We start from the raw sequence: 15,528 nt of genomic DNA, 5'->3' as shown, positions 1-15,528 counted from the left end.
AAAACAAAATGCAACAGATTCTTTCTTCTTGGTTTGTAAAAGGGATGATCAAAGCCACTTACGATATGTGGTTAAAAGGATGGGATGAGCGTAATGGTGGTAATGTTAGCTTAAGATTACTTGAAAGTGATGTGGTCTCTTTTCAAAGTGACTTTTATAAAAATCCCCGTCACGTATCGTTAACACAAGATGTAACTAAACTTGCTAACCAGTACTTTATTGTCACAGGATCAGGTAAGTTTTTCCGCAATGTCATTTTAGATCCTGCTGATACGTTAGCCATTGTCAAAATTGATGAACAAGGCAAGGGTTATTACATCATGTGGGGATTAATAAATGGTGGATTACCGACTTCTGAACTCGCTGCTCATCTGCAATCACATATTGTAAGAATCGAACAAAGCCAAGGAAAAGACCGCGTGATCATGCACTGTCATGCGACCAATTTAATTGCATTAACTTATGTCCTAGAACTTGATACTGCGGTAATAACGCGATTGTTGTGGGAAATGAGTACCGAATGTTTAGTTGTATTTCCAGATGGTGTTGGTGTCGTTCCTTGGATGGTTCCAGGTAAAGACGAAATTGGTTATGCCACTGCAAAACAGATGGCAAAACATAGTTTAGTGTTATGGGCTTTCCATGGTGTATTTGGAACAGGACCAACGTTAGATGAAGCTTTCGGCTTGATTGATACAGCTGAAAAATCAGCAGAAGTTCTTGTAAAAGTCCTATCAATGGGAGGAAAACGTCAAACCATATCCACGGAAGAGTTCAGATTATTAGCTGAGCGTTTTGATGTGAACCCAATGGAAGAAGCATTAAAACAGTAAAAGCTACTAATAAAAAATATCAAATTATATTTCAAAAATATAAGGATAAATATATGGGGAGTTCAATTATTTTAGGCATATTTTGGCACTTTGTTGGTGCCGCTTCTGCCGCGTGTTTTTACGCACCACTTAAAAAAGTAAAAAATTGGTCATGGGAAACCATGTGGTCTATAGCCGGACTATTTTCATGGATCATATTGCCATGGTCAATTAGTTACTTCTTATTGCCTGACTTTTGGTCTTATTACGGATCGTTTAGTTCAGATATATTAATTCCAGTTTTCTTATTTGGCGCCATGTGGGGAGTAGGTAACATTGGTTACGGACTAACAATGCGTTATTTAGGCATGTCGATGGGTATAGGTATTGCGATTGGCATAACCTTAATCGTTGGTACGCTAATGACGCCAATACTACAAGGTAAATTTGGTGAATTATTGGCTTCAACTGGCGGAAAAATGACATTATTAGGTGTCGTTGTTGCTGTTATTGGTGTCGCTATCGTAACTTATGCTGGTTTATTGAAAGAAAAAACACTTGGAGTACAAGTTGAAGATTTTAATTTAAAGAAAGGACTTCTTCTTGCCATCATGTGTGGTATCTTCTCTGCTGGTATGTCATTTGCCATGAGTGCAGCAGTACCAATGCACGAAAAAGCTGCCGAACTTGGCGTAGACCATCTATACGTAGCTCTCCCAAGCTATGTCATTATTATGGGTGGTGGTGCAATTATTAATCTAGGTTTCTGTATTAGTCGACTCTGCGCTAAAAAAGAACTTTCATTTAAAAAAGATATCTCAGTTGCCAAATCCCTACTTATTAGCAACATACTATTTGCCATTTTAGGTGGCGCAATGTGGTATTTCCAATTCTTCTTCTATGCTTGGGGGCATGCAAATATTCCAACTGAATATGGTTTCATGAGTTGGATGTTACATATGAGTTTCTATGTACTTTGTGGTGGTATTGTTGGATTAGCACTAAAAGAGTGGTTTGGTACTGGCAAAAAACCAGTACGAATACTTTGTATTGGCTGCTTAGTTATCATTGTTGCAGCGAACATTGTTGGTTTAGGCATGACGAATTAAAAGGAAAACATTATGGCTTATAGAATGATTCTAAATGAAACATCTTACTTTGGCGCTGGTTCAATCAGCCACATCGTAGATGAAGTAAAAAAACGGGGTTTTAAAAAAGCATTAGTGGTTACTGACAAAGATTTAATTAAATTCAAAGTAGCAACTAAAGTAACAAAACTATTAGATGACAATGGCTTTGCTTATCAAATATTTGATGAAGTCATGCCAAATCCAACTATTGGTATTGTTCAAAAAGGGGTTGAAGTCTTCAAACAATCGGGTGCCGACTACCTAATTGCAATTGGTGGTGGCTCACCACAAGATACCGCAAAAGCGATCGGTATTATTATCAACAATCCAGAATTTTCTGATGTTCGTAGTCTTGAAGGGGTAGCGCCAACGAAAAAACCAGCAGTACCCACAATCGCTATTCCTACAACAGCAGGTACAGCAGCTGAAGTGACCATTAACTACGTCATTACCGATGAAGAGAAAAAACGTAAATTTGTCTGCGTTGACCCTCACGATATTCCCGTTGTCGCAATCATAGATTCCGATATGATGACAAGTATGCCAGCGAGTTTAAAAGCAGCAACAGGTGTTGATGCCTTAACTCACGCCATTGAAGGTTATATAACCAAAGGCGCTTGGGAACTATCAGACATGTTCCATCTTAAAGCAATAGAAGTCATATCTCGTTCATTACGTGACTCAGTAAAAGGGATTGCAAAAGGTTCTCAAGACATGGCATTAGGCCAATATATTGCTGGCATGGGCTTTTCAAATGTGGGATTAGGTTTAGTTCACGGAATGGCTCACCCACTTGGAGCATTTTATGGAACGCCTCACGGTGTAGCTAATGCGGTACTTTTACCTCATATCATGGCTTACAATGCCGAATTTACTGGTGAAAAATATCGTGATATTGCTAAAGCGATGGGAGTGGCTAAAACAGAACAAATGACGATCGAACAAGCAAGAAAAGCTGCTGTCGATGCTGTTAAACAACTTAACGTAGATGTTGGTATCCCTCCTACATTAAAAGATATTGGCGTAAAACTTGAGGATATCCCTGCGTTAGCTCAAGCTGCTTTTGATGATGTTTGTACCGGAGGCAATCCGCGTGACACTAACGTAAAAGAAATTGAGCAACTATATCATTCTATTTACCAATAAAAAATTGAATGTACACGTGATAATGAAATAGGTTAAATGCAAATTTAACCTAATTCATTAAAAAGGAGCTATTATGATAAGAAAAGCAAGCATAATGCAGGTCCATCCTGACAAACATGCTGAATATAAAAAACGGCATGACGAAATTTTTCCTGAGCTGGTAAAAGAACTAAAAGCCCATGGCGCTCACAATTACTCAATATTTTTAGACAGCAAAAGAAATCTACTTTTTGCTTATGTTGAAATCGAATCAGAAGAGCGATGGGATGCAGTAGCTAAAACAGCAGCTTGTCAAAAATGGTGGGCGTTTATGAAAGATATCATGCCAAGCAACCCAGACAACAGCCCAATTAGTGAATCATTAGCAGAAGTCTTTTATTTAGAATAAAACATTACTCTCTTTTAAAGCCTAAAAGAGAGTAAATTGAATATATATTTAATCTACCTTCACCTAGCACTTCTTATCATTAAATTTAGCCCGGTACTCTGAAGGCGTTTGATTGGTTTGCTTTTTAAACACTGAGGAAAAATAGTTACTATCATCGTAACCACACTCAGCAGCAATCATACTAATCGAATAATTAGTATTACGAAGTAAAGACATGGCATCACATAATCGCCTTTTTTGTAAATAACCACTAATGGTCATCCCTGTTTGGCTTTTAAATAAACGACTAAGTGAACGGCTTGCAATATGATTTTCCTTGCAAAAAACATCAACATTAAATGGTGTTGCAATACTGTTATGGAGCGCGGTAAACAATAAATCCAACTGATGAGTAGCAGTCGGCTCCGTTACCTTTGGTGCTTGTTTTATCCGGTCTAACAAAATAACTAATTGCAGAAAAAGTGCCTCAGATAAATGTACGGAGGCTAAATTATTTTTCTTTGATTCGATAGCTAATTTTTCGATAAGTGGAGATAAAAGTTTAAGGTATGAAGGTTGAATTCGCCAAGAACGCTCATTATGTTTGGCTGTCACTTTAGGTAAATAAGACTCGATAGTCGATAATAAAAAAAGTGACTCTCTCAAATATAAAATATTATCCAATTTGAGATCATTAACTGACTCATAACCATGCACATCTTTGGGATTAATATATAAAATATCACCACTGGTAATTGGATAAATATAATCATTCCAATAATGCAAACCATTACCTGAACAAACAATCACAATTTCATAAAAATCGTGATCATGTAAAGGAAAAGGGTGTTGATGATCACGTTTTTCGACAGTAACAGTATTCATCTTTGAAATAAAATAATCTTGTTTATATAAACGCAAACATCTTTCCATAAACTGTTCCTGACTTACTAGTAAAACAACTAATGATACCCTTTATCTGGGTTATTACGTAATGCTTGTGGCGAAAACGTAAATTCTTGTTTAAAACAGGTAGAAAAATAAGCACTATCATTAAAACCACATTCTTGCGCAATGGTTGTAATAGATTTATTGCTATAAATTAACTGAGTATAAGCATTAGCTAACCGCAACTTTATTAAATATTTTTGAGGCGTGATGCCAATCTCATTTTTCATCTTCCTATGAAAAGAGCGCAATGACAATGAAAATTGTGCCGTTAACTGTTCCCAATCAATTTGCTCCTTAAAATTGATCTGTAACCAACGCAACAACTGCTTAACGCGATTATCAGATGATCCAGAACCTTCATTGACATAAAAATTCTTATTAAAAATAAGTAGTAATTGTAAAAATAAACTTTCCTGTACAGCACTTGATTGATTTTGCGTCAATTGCTTAATAATCGATTGAATATTTTCATCAGATTTTTTATCAAAAAAGTAATGAGAATGAATCGGATCAGGATTTGGAATTAACTGATTTATCCCATTAATAAAATGAAAATTCTCAGGATCTCTAAATAAAATATTGGTCAAATGTAGATTATTAACGTTCTCATACAAATGGCAGTCTGAAGCCTTAATATAAAACATCATACCTGGATATAAATCAAATAGTCGCCCATTTAAAATATGTTTTCCATACCCACTTGTCACAATAACGATTTCATTAAAATTATGCGTGTGTTCAGGGTAGACGGGTTGAGGCGCCCGAGGCTCAACGGTGATATTTTGATCGCTAGACGAAAAAAAATCTTTATCAAGTAACATCTCAATCATTTTGAACCTCACTCCTTATAAAAACCTACAACCACATTCTAAAAAGTAAATCGAAATCTCACCTTTAAAATTTGGACAGCTAATATAATATTTTGGCAATAAATTATAGCTATACAGGAATTTTTATTAAAAATGTGCGAAGCTTCACATTTTTTCAAACTACTTTGTTTAAAAAATGAGTGATATAAACAGCTTAATTTTTTTTAAATTTTCATCTTGTTGGAAGTTATTATTTGTGATATTTTTTGCGCACTTAAATTGATTTATGTCAAAAAATGAAGATACTCATATGGAAATCTTAATTGTAATTTTGATTCTTTTAGCGTCACTACTTGTACGATACAATAGAGTGATTACGATTCTCATTAAAACTTTAAAACACAAACCTTTTCCCCAAAATTCTCAAAAAACTGAACAACTGACAGTTGACCAGCAAAATGCATTATCAGCTGGACTTATTATTTCAGAGCAACATATGTTTTGTTGGGATAGCTTAGAAAGCGATGCCCGAAACTCTGGTAAAAAAGAACAGCGATATCGCTTAAGTACAGCTTGGGATGTAACTTCTCCACAAAGTGCTACTGAATGTTTATCCTCTTTTGGATCAGTTCACAAACTCATCGATGTCGCGATTGAAATTTATCTAAACGTTTCTAAAGAGCAGTGGCAAAGTTGTATTGATGACCAAGTTCCAGAAGATTACCGTGATATTATTACAATCTATTGCTCAAGATTAGATCAAGTATCTTCAATGTTAATTGAAAACAAAGTCGCTGAAGACCAAGACGAATTGCGTCAAATTCTACTACGAGGTTCAATTGCATGGGATTTAGGACGCCTAGTTTATATTGCCAGAGCAAGCTATATAGCGGGCTATATTAGCAAAGATCAAGCATGGCAATCGATTAACTCAGTTTTACCAACGGTTAAAGAAAATTTTGTCAATTGGAAAGAATTTGGTCAAAGTTATATGCTAGGTCGTGCTGTGTATCAGCCTGATGATGCATCGCTTCCTGGTCTATTTGATATCTACACTCAAAGCACCACTTCCGAAGAGAGCCCATGGCTCAAATATCCGTTAAATAATTAATTTAATGCTTGTGACAGTGTAAACTGTCACAAGTACTTAAATACTTAATCGTCATTTAAAACCAACCATATTAAAATTTAGTTAAATTTTCGCTCTTCAGATGGCGTGATACCAAACGTTTTTTTATACAGTGTAGTAAAATGAGTACTATTAACAAAACCACAAAGTAATGATATTTCGGTAATAGTCATATCACTTTCTCTAATCTTTAATCTTGCTGACATTAACCGTAATCGTCTGATGTAATTTTCAGGAGTTAGGCCGGTTGCTTGTTTAATATGCCTAAACATGGTACGTGTTGTTAAATGAAATGTTTGCGCTATATTGTTCCAATCATATTCATCAAAGCAATTTTCTTGAAGATGGTTAAGCAAAAGATGGAGTTTATAGCGGGTATTATTTTGTTGTGACTGACGTTGATATTGCTTAATGATAACAAGCAATTTAAAAAACAGATACTCACGATGCTCAATTGAATTATTTAAATTAAATAACTGATCAATAACAGAATTACACTCTTTACGAATATTAGGCGCTAACCAAATATAAGAACTTAAATCACTAGCGGAGATAGGCCTTAATAGCTCCTCCATATTCTTCAAAAAAGTAAAATTCTGATTGGGATTAATCAGGATATTAGTTAGCTTTAGCGTTCCGAGATCATCATAAAAATGGTAATCATGCCCTCTAACTAAAAAAACATCACCTTGTTGAATAAATAACGGCTTACCATTAATAACATGTAAACCATGACCGTGCTCAACAATCACTAACTCGTCGAACTCATGATTATGCTCGCAACCGTTGTCCTCAGGGTCACTCTTATAAAGGGCTAATTTATCTGATTTATGATTAAAATAAGTGTCAATTTTTAAAGTATACATATTGATTATATCCTTACAACGGTAACTTATTATCAAGGTATCCCGTTAAATAAAAGACAATTTTTATCCGTCATATAAATACAATAAAGTAATTAAACATGAGATAAAAAATAATATTCTTAAAAATGTGAACTTGCTCGGTATAAGCTTTTTAATATTGCCATTTATAAACGCAATCTGGCAGTATCTTAGTGGCTAGCTTTTGTTTTGCATAGCTATACTCCTAAATGTTTTCTATAGGAGAAGAATATGGCACAAGCAATTCAAAAAAATATTGATGCAGTTATGGTAAAAGATAATGCATTTATTCTGAAAGCAAAGCAATTACAACCAAAGATTTATCAAAAAAAGATCTCACCCCAAAAGATTATTTCGCTCATCAATGATCCAAGTGCTATTCATCATTGGTCATCAAAAATAGTGAGTGATGCAAATGATTATCTCAATCAGAGTTTTCATTCAGGTGATAGTTTTATAATTGATTTTGGTCAACACAATGTTGGTTACCTCTCTTTCTTGTGCGAATCTACTGGTAGCCCTCCTGATGCGCCTGCGCATATAAAATTAACATTTGGTGAAACACTGTGTGAAATTGCTGAACCATTCAGTCAATATCAAGGTTGGCTTAGCAAAAGCTGGTTACAACAGCATGATGAATACATTGATATTTTACCCGCTAAAATCAACTTATCTCGACGCTACTGTTTTCGATACTTAAAAATAGATATTGTCTCACTATCGCCTAAATACCAAATTTTATTTAAAGATATAACTTTTAACACAGTCAGTTCAGCACCAGAACACTGTCTTAGCTATCAATCATCAGATCCGCTATTAGCGAAGATAGATCAAGTCTCCATTCACACGCTTCGAAATTGTATGCAAGACGTATTCGAGGATGGACCGAAAAGAGATAGAAGACTGTGGTTAGGCGATTTACGCTTACAAGCCCTAGTGAACAACGTCACTTTTCAACAGCACGATTTAGTCCGCAGATGCTTATACCTCTTTGCTAGCCATCGTCGGGAAGATGGTCTGGTTTCCTCTAATGTCTTTGTTAAACCTGACATTATTGCTGACGATACTTTTTTATTTGATTACTCACTTCTTTTTGTCGATGTCCTTTACGACTACTTTAATCAAACTAATGATCGACAAACGGTTAAAGAGCTATGGCCGATCGCGTTACAGCAAATTGAAATAAATCTAAAACGTTGTGACGCGCAAGGATTAGTTCAAGATAGTGATGATTGGTGGTCATTTATTGATTGGCACGAAAAACTCAATAAACAAGGCGCTTCTCAAGGTGTTTTAATTTACTGTTTAGACAAAGCATGTCGACTTTCCCAACATTTTCAACCTGAAATAACTCAGGCGCTTAACCAAAAATTAGATTTGGTTAAAAGAGCAGCACAAACATTATGGGACGAGCAAGCCGGTTTTTACACCAGCGGCGAACAAAAACAAATTAGTTTCGCCACACAAATTTGGATGGTTTTAGCTGATGTAGGCGATTTAGCTCATCAACAAAAATTATTAACGCAATTAATAACAACTCCACCAGAAATCGGCATGAACACGCCTTACTTACGACATCACTACATCTTAGCCTTGTTCAAAACAGGCATGAAACAACAAGCCATTGATGAGATTAAAGCATATTGGGGAAAAATGGTCGAATTTGGGGCAGACACATTTTGGGAATTGTTTGATCCAAACGACCCTAATTATTCACCGTATGGTAGCAAAATCATCAATAGCTACTGTCATGCTTGGAGTTGCACACCGGCTTGGTTTATTCGACAAAATAAACTTTAACTAAAAATTTATAAGGAATAAAAAAATGGTCAATTCATTATTTTCTCTTTGGCGGCAACGCATAGGTTATGGGATTGCTGACTTATCTTGTAATTTAGTATGGCAATTAATCTCATTATATCTTATGTATTTTTATACGGACGTAATGGCACTACCCGCTTATTATGTCGGTCTAATGTTTTTAGTTACCCGGCTGGTTGATGGTGTTGCTGATGTCTTAATGGGCTTAGTTATCGATAATACATCCACACGTTGGGGACGTTGTCGTCCATGGCTATTAATCGGCGCAATACCGTTTGGCATATTGTGTATTTTAGTTTTCTATGTGCCTGATTTTGGAACGACCGGTAAACTAATCTATGCCTTTATCACCTATCTTTGCCTCTCTTTTATCTATACCTTGGTCAACATACCATTTAGTGCAATGTTGCCATTTTTAACTGCGGATTCATTAGAAAGAACAACCTTATCTTCAGTAAGAATTTTATTAGGTTCCTTAGGTTCAACGATTGTTGCAGTGGCAACATTACCGCTAGTTGCGACATTGGGAAATGGTGATCAAACACATGGCTTTTTATATACCGCTATTGTTTTTGGGATTATTGCGACTTTCTTTCTGATAGTCAGTTTTAAAAATGTTGAGGAAAAAATCACTATACAACAAGAGCGAATGACCTTAACTAGAGCATGGAAAGGTTTAAAAGACAACAACCCATGGAAAATCTTTGCAACTAACATCTTTCTTATGTGGGGCGCATTCTTTTTACAAACTGGCTCCTTAGTCTATTTCTTCAACTATTACGTACAAAGCGAAAACCTTACCGCAATAATTGCGGGAATATCAACTTTCGTCCCCTTAATTGGCACACTTACCGTACCATTCTTAGCCAATCAGATGAAAAAACGACATGTCTATCTATTTTCAAGCGCTATCAACTTAATTGGTATGGGAATAATGATGTTATCGGGCGTGAATCATCTTGGTCTTATCATCGGCGCGGTTATCTTATCACTCGGTGCTGGGCAACGCCTTGCTATTTATTTTTCAATGCAGGCTGACCCGGTTGATTATGGTGTATGGAAAACCGGTATTAATACTGCCGGAATTTTGACATCAATCAATGGATTCTTTGGCAAAGTGGCGATGGCTGGTGCTGGTGCTATTACCGGTTTTTTACTCTCATCTGGTGGATATGTTGCCAATGCAGTTCAAGTACCAAGTGCGCTTTTTGCAATCAAACTCTGTTACTTATATTTACCTGCCATTTTAATTATTGCCTCGATGATTTGGATAGCTAAGTTCTACAAACTTGATGACAGTTATACTTCAATTCGAGCTGAATTAGATGCCAGAAATCTTAATGATGAACAAAAAGTTTAATCAATTTACATTAAAAGGAAATAACGATGAAATTAAAAATAATAGCTGGAGTCTGCTGTTTCTATTCTTTATCCGCATTAGCATCCATTGAATGGCAGACCGAACAAGGAACACTTAAACTTTATGGCGATGTCGAATTTAATATTGATGCTGCAAGCAAAAAAAAGCAGTTAACCTCACTTAGAACATCGGCAAACAAAGACTTTGATGCTAATGACACAGATCAGTGGGATATAAATGGCCGTATTTTATTCGGTTTGGATGGGAAAAGAGAATTAGCGAATCAGAACTATGCAGGATTCTCGGTGCAACCGCTTGCTGACATGGGAGGTAAAGTTAACCTAGATGATGCTAGTTTCTATTTTGGTAAAAAAGATGACTGGCGCCTACGAATTGGTCGCTATGAAGCTTACGACATGTTCCCACTTGGGCAAGATACCTTCATAGAATATTCTGGCAATACTGCCAACGATTTATATAGTGATGGTTTTGGTTACATCTATATGATGAAAGAGGGTAGAGGGCGTAGCAGTAACGGCGGTGCAATCGAATTAACCAAAGAGTTTGGGGATTTGAACTTGCAAGTTAATGCGATGGTAAAAGATGGTACCTCCTTATTTGATCATAGCCGTTATCATGGATATAAATTGCAAAAAGATAAAAACGTCGTTTACTTACGTCCCATCATATCCTACCGAAATAATGATATATCAGCAGCCCTAGCAATGGAGCGTAATGTTGTTAATAACGCTTATGGTTATCATGATATAAACGGCAAATGGCATGATCAGTCAAAACGTAATGGGTATGGCTTAACGATGAGTTGGAATAGTGCAGGTGATTTTGATAAATCATCTGAGGGATTACTGCTCAATAGCAGCATCTCCTATTTAGATGCCGAACAAGAAAAAGATTTTACCGCGGGTATCAATGGTATTTGGAAAGGTATTGGTCTTGGTTACATCTATGCTGCCAATGATATAAAAGCATTTAATACAAATTATCGAGGTGATGGTGAAATTTATGCTAAAGGCAAATATAAATTACATACTGTCAATGCCTCATACTTAATTTCAAATGTGATGGATATGGATAACTTCAATATCTATTTAGGGACTTACTTATCTAGATTAGAGCGCGATGAAAAACAAGGAGGAGGTAACGATAATCGTTATGGCGCAAGGGTCCGTTTTAAATATTTCTTTTAAATAAGACTAATTAACATTCACCCCAAGTAAAAATAATACGCACTTTACTTGGGGAATTCTAAAAAGAGTCATTTCTTAAAAAAACACAAAAAACACCAAATTATCAATAATAAAAACCGGAATCAAAATCCCGATTGACCACTTCATATAACCAAAAAAGCTAGGCATATTGATTTTATTTTGGTCCGCAATGCTTTTAACCATAAAGTTAGGGGCATTACCAATATAACTTAAAGCGCCCATAAATACCGAGCCCATTGAAATAGCCAGTAAAGTGCTTTCAAACGTCGTCATTAAGCTACTAGCATTACCCGAAGCAAGATTGAAAAAGACCAGATAAGTTGGTGCATTATCTAAAAATCCGGATAGCAATCCTGATAACCAAAAATACATACTATTTATTGGTGCACCTTGGTCATTAGTCACCAATGAAATGACCGAAGCCAACGCACCATCATTACCCGCACGTAAAATCGCCAGCACAGGCACAATAGTAATAAAAATCCCAATAAATAACTTAGCAACCTCTTTTATCGGCTCCCAATTAAATTCGTTGCCTGCTCGAACTTGTTTTGGGGTAATCATTATTGAAATTATCGTAATAGCAATAAAAAGACCATCACGAACTAAATTTTGTAATGCGATTTGTGAACCTAAAATAGTAAAACTTATCGATGAATGCCACACACCAGACAAAATCACGCTAGCAATAATAGCCAATAATAATACAAGATTATTTAGACCATATAACTTAACAGGCTTAGCACTAATTGGATTGCTATTCACACCATACTGCTTAACGTAATAGTAATGATCGATAAAATAATAAATAATTAACAATAACCCTGATGTAAACACAACAGGCAACAGCATATGCTTAACTGTCCAGAAAAAATCGACACCTTTTAAAAAACCAATAAATAACGGTGGATCGCCTAAAGGCGTTAATCCACCGCCAATATTGGCAACTAAAAAGATAAAAAATATTACCGTGTGTACAGCATACTGTCGTTGACGATTAGCTCGAAGTAGTGGACGAATCATCAACATCGCAGCGCCAGTTGTTCCCATAATTGAAGCAAGCACAACGCCAATCATCAGTAAAATAACGTTGGATTTTGGTGTGCTGATTTTATCACTCTTAATCAGAATGCCACCGGAAACCGTAAACAAAGCCAAAAGTAATAATATAAAAGGAATATACTCCTGAACAATGGCGTGTACTGTTAGTTCAATTGTTGTCGTTAAACCAAATGAAACCAGCGCAAACCCCAAAAATAATAACGTCCAAACGGCAACAACTTTACCGTAGTGATAATGCCATAATCGGGCTAAAAATAGTGGACATAAAGCAATCGATAACAAAATTCCAACGAAAGGGATCACCCAAAGTAATGATAACGCCTGTCCATGAAACTCACTCGCATAGGAATCAAAAGACATAAGCATTAAACTAAAAAAAGGGAATATCAAAAACTTTTTTAGATTTTTCATTGTATTATCGGTTGGATTTAAAGTGGATGATTATAACAAATTCAAAATTAATTTTCGAATCATCCACAATCGTATAACTTAACGATTATAAAAAAAGTTGAGGAGCGGGGTTTTTGAAGCATAAAATCTCTCGCTATTTTCACAAATTTGCTCAAAAACGTTATAATAGTGATTAATTCTCTATGTTGGATCATCCATGCAATCAATCAAAAAAACAGCTTTACACCACCGCAATAAACACATTAATGGTTATCCATTTGATTTACTTATCAAAACATTGAACGAACTATCTAATTTTGTAAAGCCTAATCAATATGGACGGTTAACGATTGATTTTGCTGATCCTACTGCGGTCAAAATGCTAAATAAAGCGCTATTATTGCACTATTATCAACTTTCGTATTGGGACATTCCTGACAACTATCTATGTCCGCCAATCCCGGGGCGAGCAGATTATATACACTATCTTGCCGATCTGTTAGCGCAAGATAACCAAATTCCTACAGGTAAACAGGTTCGCATTTTAGATATTGGGGTTGGGACGAATATTATTTATCCAATTATTGGTTGTGCAGAGTATGGTTGGTCATTTGTGGGTAGTGATATCAATCCAACATCAATAAAAGTTGCTTCATTGATAGCACAATCTAATGATCTATTAAAAAACACATTACAATGTCGCTTACAACCTGACAACGAAGCTATTTTTGAAAATATCATTCAACCTAAAGAATTTTACCTAGCCACCCTATGCAATCCACCTTTTCACGCCTCCGAACAAGAAGCACATGCAAGTGCTTACACTAAACTTAAAAAGTTGGGAAAAGTAAATTCAACGAAAGATAATCTCATCCTCAACTTTGGTGGACAACACGCTGAACTCTGGTGCAAAGGGGGAGAAAGTGCATTTATCTCTAAAATGATAAAAGAGAGTATCAAATACAAAACGCAATGCCTGTGGTTTACCTCATTGGTATCGAAAAAAGAGACGCTAAGCAAAATAAAAAAACAACTAAAAGTGGCAACTGAATATAAAATTGTCTCTATGGCTCAAGGACAAAAAATTAGCCGTTTTGTTGCGTGGACGTTTTTTGATCAAGAAGAGCGGAAAATGATAATCAAAAAAAGTTGAGGAGCGGGGTTTTTGAAGTTTTAAATTTCACTTAAAAACTTTTAAATGATCAAAATCACTAAATTTCTAATTCAAAGCCTTAAAATAAAATTTTTGAGGATCAATCGCTCTAATTTTAAAGATTTGTAACTGTGATATATTCAATTAAAACAATAGTTAAATAATTATAATTTAGATCATTTTTAGATCCGATTTACAAAAGTTAACGTAATTGAGCGAAAAAAAATGTTGCATCGTGTTTTTCCAATCACTATACTTTTTACACGGTTTTAGCTAATAGGCTAAAATTTGACAGAAAAGTATAAAATTGTAAATTAATCAAAAAATTACTTGACAGGATTGTCACATATGCATTATAATTTTCAACAGGCAACAGGCAACAGGCAACCTGGCCAACCTATCTTTTAAATTCGTCTAAGTCCAGCACCCAGTTTAAATTTTTCACTGAAACTTATTTTTCTACTCAATCAAGTGAAATTCTGCGAATTTTCGCGCGATCGCTTCCGCGATCCTCTTCTCGATCTTTTTTCCGGTCGTTTTCCGGATCCTCTTTCAGATTTCGATCCTTTTCCCAATTATCCCGGCAGATTGTTTTTTTCGTGGTCTTTTTCCTTCCTTTTTCGGGTCACGCATTGACATCACAGACAACTAGGAATGCGATACAGGGTAGTGCACCTTATCTAACTTTCGACGGTGGTCGTACTCGTGCAGTTGATGCTAACGGTCTGCTTGGGATTACACTATCTAACGGAGCTAATTACACGCCTTCAACCAATACTTCATCTTCTTCAGCACCAATCGTCTTGCCGGTTGCGGGTCAGAGTTTTGCTGATATTCGTATGTTCGTTCCTACTAATTCTACTTTGGTCGATTTAAGTACACTTATCGGTCCTCCTAATAATTATTGGGGTGATGATGATGGAGATTCTGGCGTTAGTGCTACTGGTCGTTTAAGTTTATCTATCGTCGATAAAAACAATCAGTCAGTATCACGTAATTCCGTGTTAACGACTTGTAATTCACCTTATAAGGTTAAGTTATCTAGTACTAACGGTACATTATCGACTCGTTACGGATTTCCTAATCGTAGTACTTTCAGTGCCAGTAATGTGACTTATTACGTCAATCCTAAGGCTTCGCCGGTGGTTTGTTTTGCCAGACCTAATTTGACTTTTGGTAGAGGTGATTTTGCTGGTCCAGCTTCAATGTGGGACCCTGCTAAGGGTTTTCTCACTCAAGAAACAGACCCGTCACTTTACGGTAGAAACTTTCCTACTACTGGTGC

Annotated in this window: 14 protein-coding genes; 10 read left to right on the top strand and 4 right to left on the bottom strand. The window is 35.9% G+C overall.

What is annotated here, in order from left to right; all coding sequences use genetic code 11:
- The first annotated feature begins 8 nt into the window (after positions 1-8).
- From rhaD to rhaM, 4 genes are all read left to right on the top strand, one after another.
- Positions 9-833: a rhamnulose-1-phosphate aldolase gene (gene rhaD / locus J3U16_RS07840; protein ID WP_065562550.1), complete on the top strand. Its 825-nt coding sequence runs from the start codon at positions 9-11 to the stop codon at positions 831-833.
- A 53-nt stretch (positions 834-886) separates the two neighbouring features.
- The gene (gene rhaT, locus J3U16_RS07835; protein WP_065562549.1) at positions 887-1,921 is read left to right on the top strand and encodes an L-rhamnose/proton symporter RhaT; all 1,035 of its coding nucleotides are present in this window, start codon (positions 887-889) and stop codon (positions 1,919-1,921) included.
- 12 nt (positions 1,922-1,933) lie between these two features.
- Positions 1,934-3,088, top strand: coding sequence for a lactaldehyde reductase (fucO, locus tag J3U16_RS07830; RefSeq protein WP_065562548.1), 1,155 nt, complete (start codon positions 1,934-1,936; stop codon positions 3,086-3,088).
- Between the two features lie 73 nt (positions 3,089-3,161).
- Entirely contained in the window at positions 3,162-3,476 is a 315-nt protein-coding gene (gene rhaM, locus J3U16_RS07825; protein WP_065562547.1) for an L-rhamnose mutarotase, read from the top strand.
- Positions 3,477-3,539: 63 nt separating this feature from the next.
- On the opposite strand, the gene J3U16_RS07820 is transcribed toward rhaM, so the two are convergent.
- The gene (locus J3U16_RS07820) at positions 3,540-4,388 is read right to left on the bottom strand and encodes a helix-turn-helix domain-containing protein (RefSeq protein ID WP_065562546.1); all 849 of its coding nucleotides are present in this window, start codon (positions 4,386-4,388) and stop codon (positions 3,540-3,542) included.
- Between the two features lie 29 nt (positions 4,389-4,417).
- Positions 4,418-5,236 carry an HTH-type transcriptional activator RhaS gene (gene rhaS, locus J3U16_RS07815; RefSeq protein ID WP_081303373.1) on the bottom strand — a complete coding sequence of 273 codons (819 nt, stop codon included), beginning with the start codon at positions 5,234-5,236 and terminating at the stop codon, positions 4,418-4,420.
- Between the two features lie 289 nt (positions 5,237-5,525).
- Here rhaS and J3U16_RS07810 point away from each other — a divergent pair, with 289 nt between their 5' ends.
- Positions 5,526-6,326, top strand: a complete 801-nt coding sequence (locus J3U16_RS07810; protein ID WP_267342831.1) for a DUF1266 domain-containing protein — start codon at positions 5,526-5,528, stop codon at positions 6,324-6,326.
- 77 nt (positions 6,327-6,403) lie between these two features.
- Here J3U16_RS07810 and J3U16_RS07805 read toward each other — a convergent pair whose 3' ends face one another.
- Positions 6,404-7,210: a helix-turn-helix domain-containing protein gene (locus J3U16_RS07805; protein WP_065734585.1), complete on the bottom strand. Its 807-nt coding sequence runs from the start codon at positions 7,208-7,210 to the stop codon at positions 6,404-6,406.
- 249 nt (positions 7,211-7,459) lie between these two features.
- Between J3U16_RS07805 and J3U16_RS07800 the strand changes: the two genes are divergently transcribed.
- The 3 genes from J3U16_RS07800 to J3U16_RS07790 are packed head-to-tail and all read left to right on the top strand — an operon-like array spanning position 7,460 to position 11,617.
- Entirely contained in the window at positions 7,460-9,028 is a 1,569-nt protein-coding gene (locus tag J3U16_RS07800; RefSeq protein WP_267337510.1) for a hypothetical protein, read from the top strand.
- Between the two features lie 25 nt (positions 9,029-9,053).
- Entirely contained in the window at positions 9,054-10,409 is a 1,356-nt protein-coding gene (locus J3U16_RS07795; protein WP_267330208.1) for an MFS transporter, read from the top strand.
- A gap of 26 nt (positions 10,410-10,435) precedes the next feature.
- A complete protein-coding gene (locus tag J3U16_RS07790) occupies positions 10,436-11,617 on the top strand; it encodes a carbohydrate porin (protein ID WP_267342829.1) in 1,182 nt (393 codons plus the stop codon).
- 75 nt (positions 11,618-11,692) lie between these two features.
- On the opposite strand, the gene J3U16_RS07785 is transcribed toward J3U16_RS07790, so the two are convergent.
- Positions 11,693-13,060, bottom strand: coding sequence for a sodium:proton antiporter (locus tag J3U16_RS07785; protein WP_267330210.1), 1,368 nt, complete (start codon positions 13,058-13,060; stop codon positions 11,693-11,695).
- A gap of 247 nt (positions 13,061-13,307) precedes the next feature.
- Between J3U16_RS07785 and rlmF the strand changes: the two genes are divergently transcribed.
- Both rlmF and J3U16_RS07775 read left to right on the top strand, forming a co-directional pair.
- Positions 13,308-14,243, top strand: a complete 936-nt coding sequence (rlmF, locus tag J3U16_RS07780; protein ID WP_267342828.1) for a 23S rRNA (adenine(1618)-N(6))-methyltransferase RlmF — start codon at positions 13,308-13,310, stop codon at positions 14,241-14,243.
- Between the two features lie 632 nt (positions 14,244-14,875).
- Positions 14,876-15,528 (top strand): hypothetical protein (locus J3U16_RS07775; RefSeq protein ID WP_267342827.1); only part of this gene is annotated, 653 nt, incomplete at its 3' end.

It is taken from the genome of Gilliamella sp. B3023 (assembly GCF_026536845.1).
In the GTDB taxonomy this organism is placed as follows: domain Bacteria; phylum Pseudomonadota; class Gammaproteobacteria; order Enterobacterales; family Orbaceae; genus Gilliamella; species Gilliamella apicola_E.
Note: the sequence above shows the minus strand (reverse complement) of the source record. Positions and strands in the feature narration are given on the sequence as shown.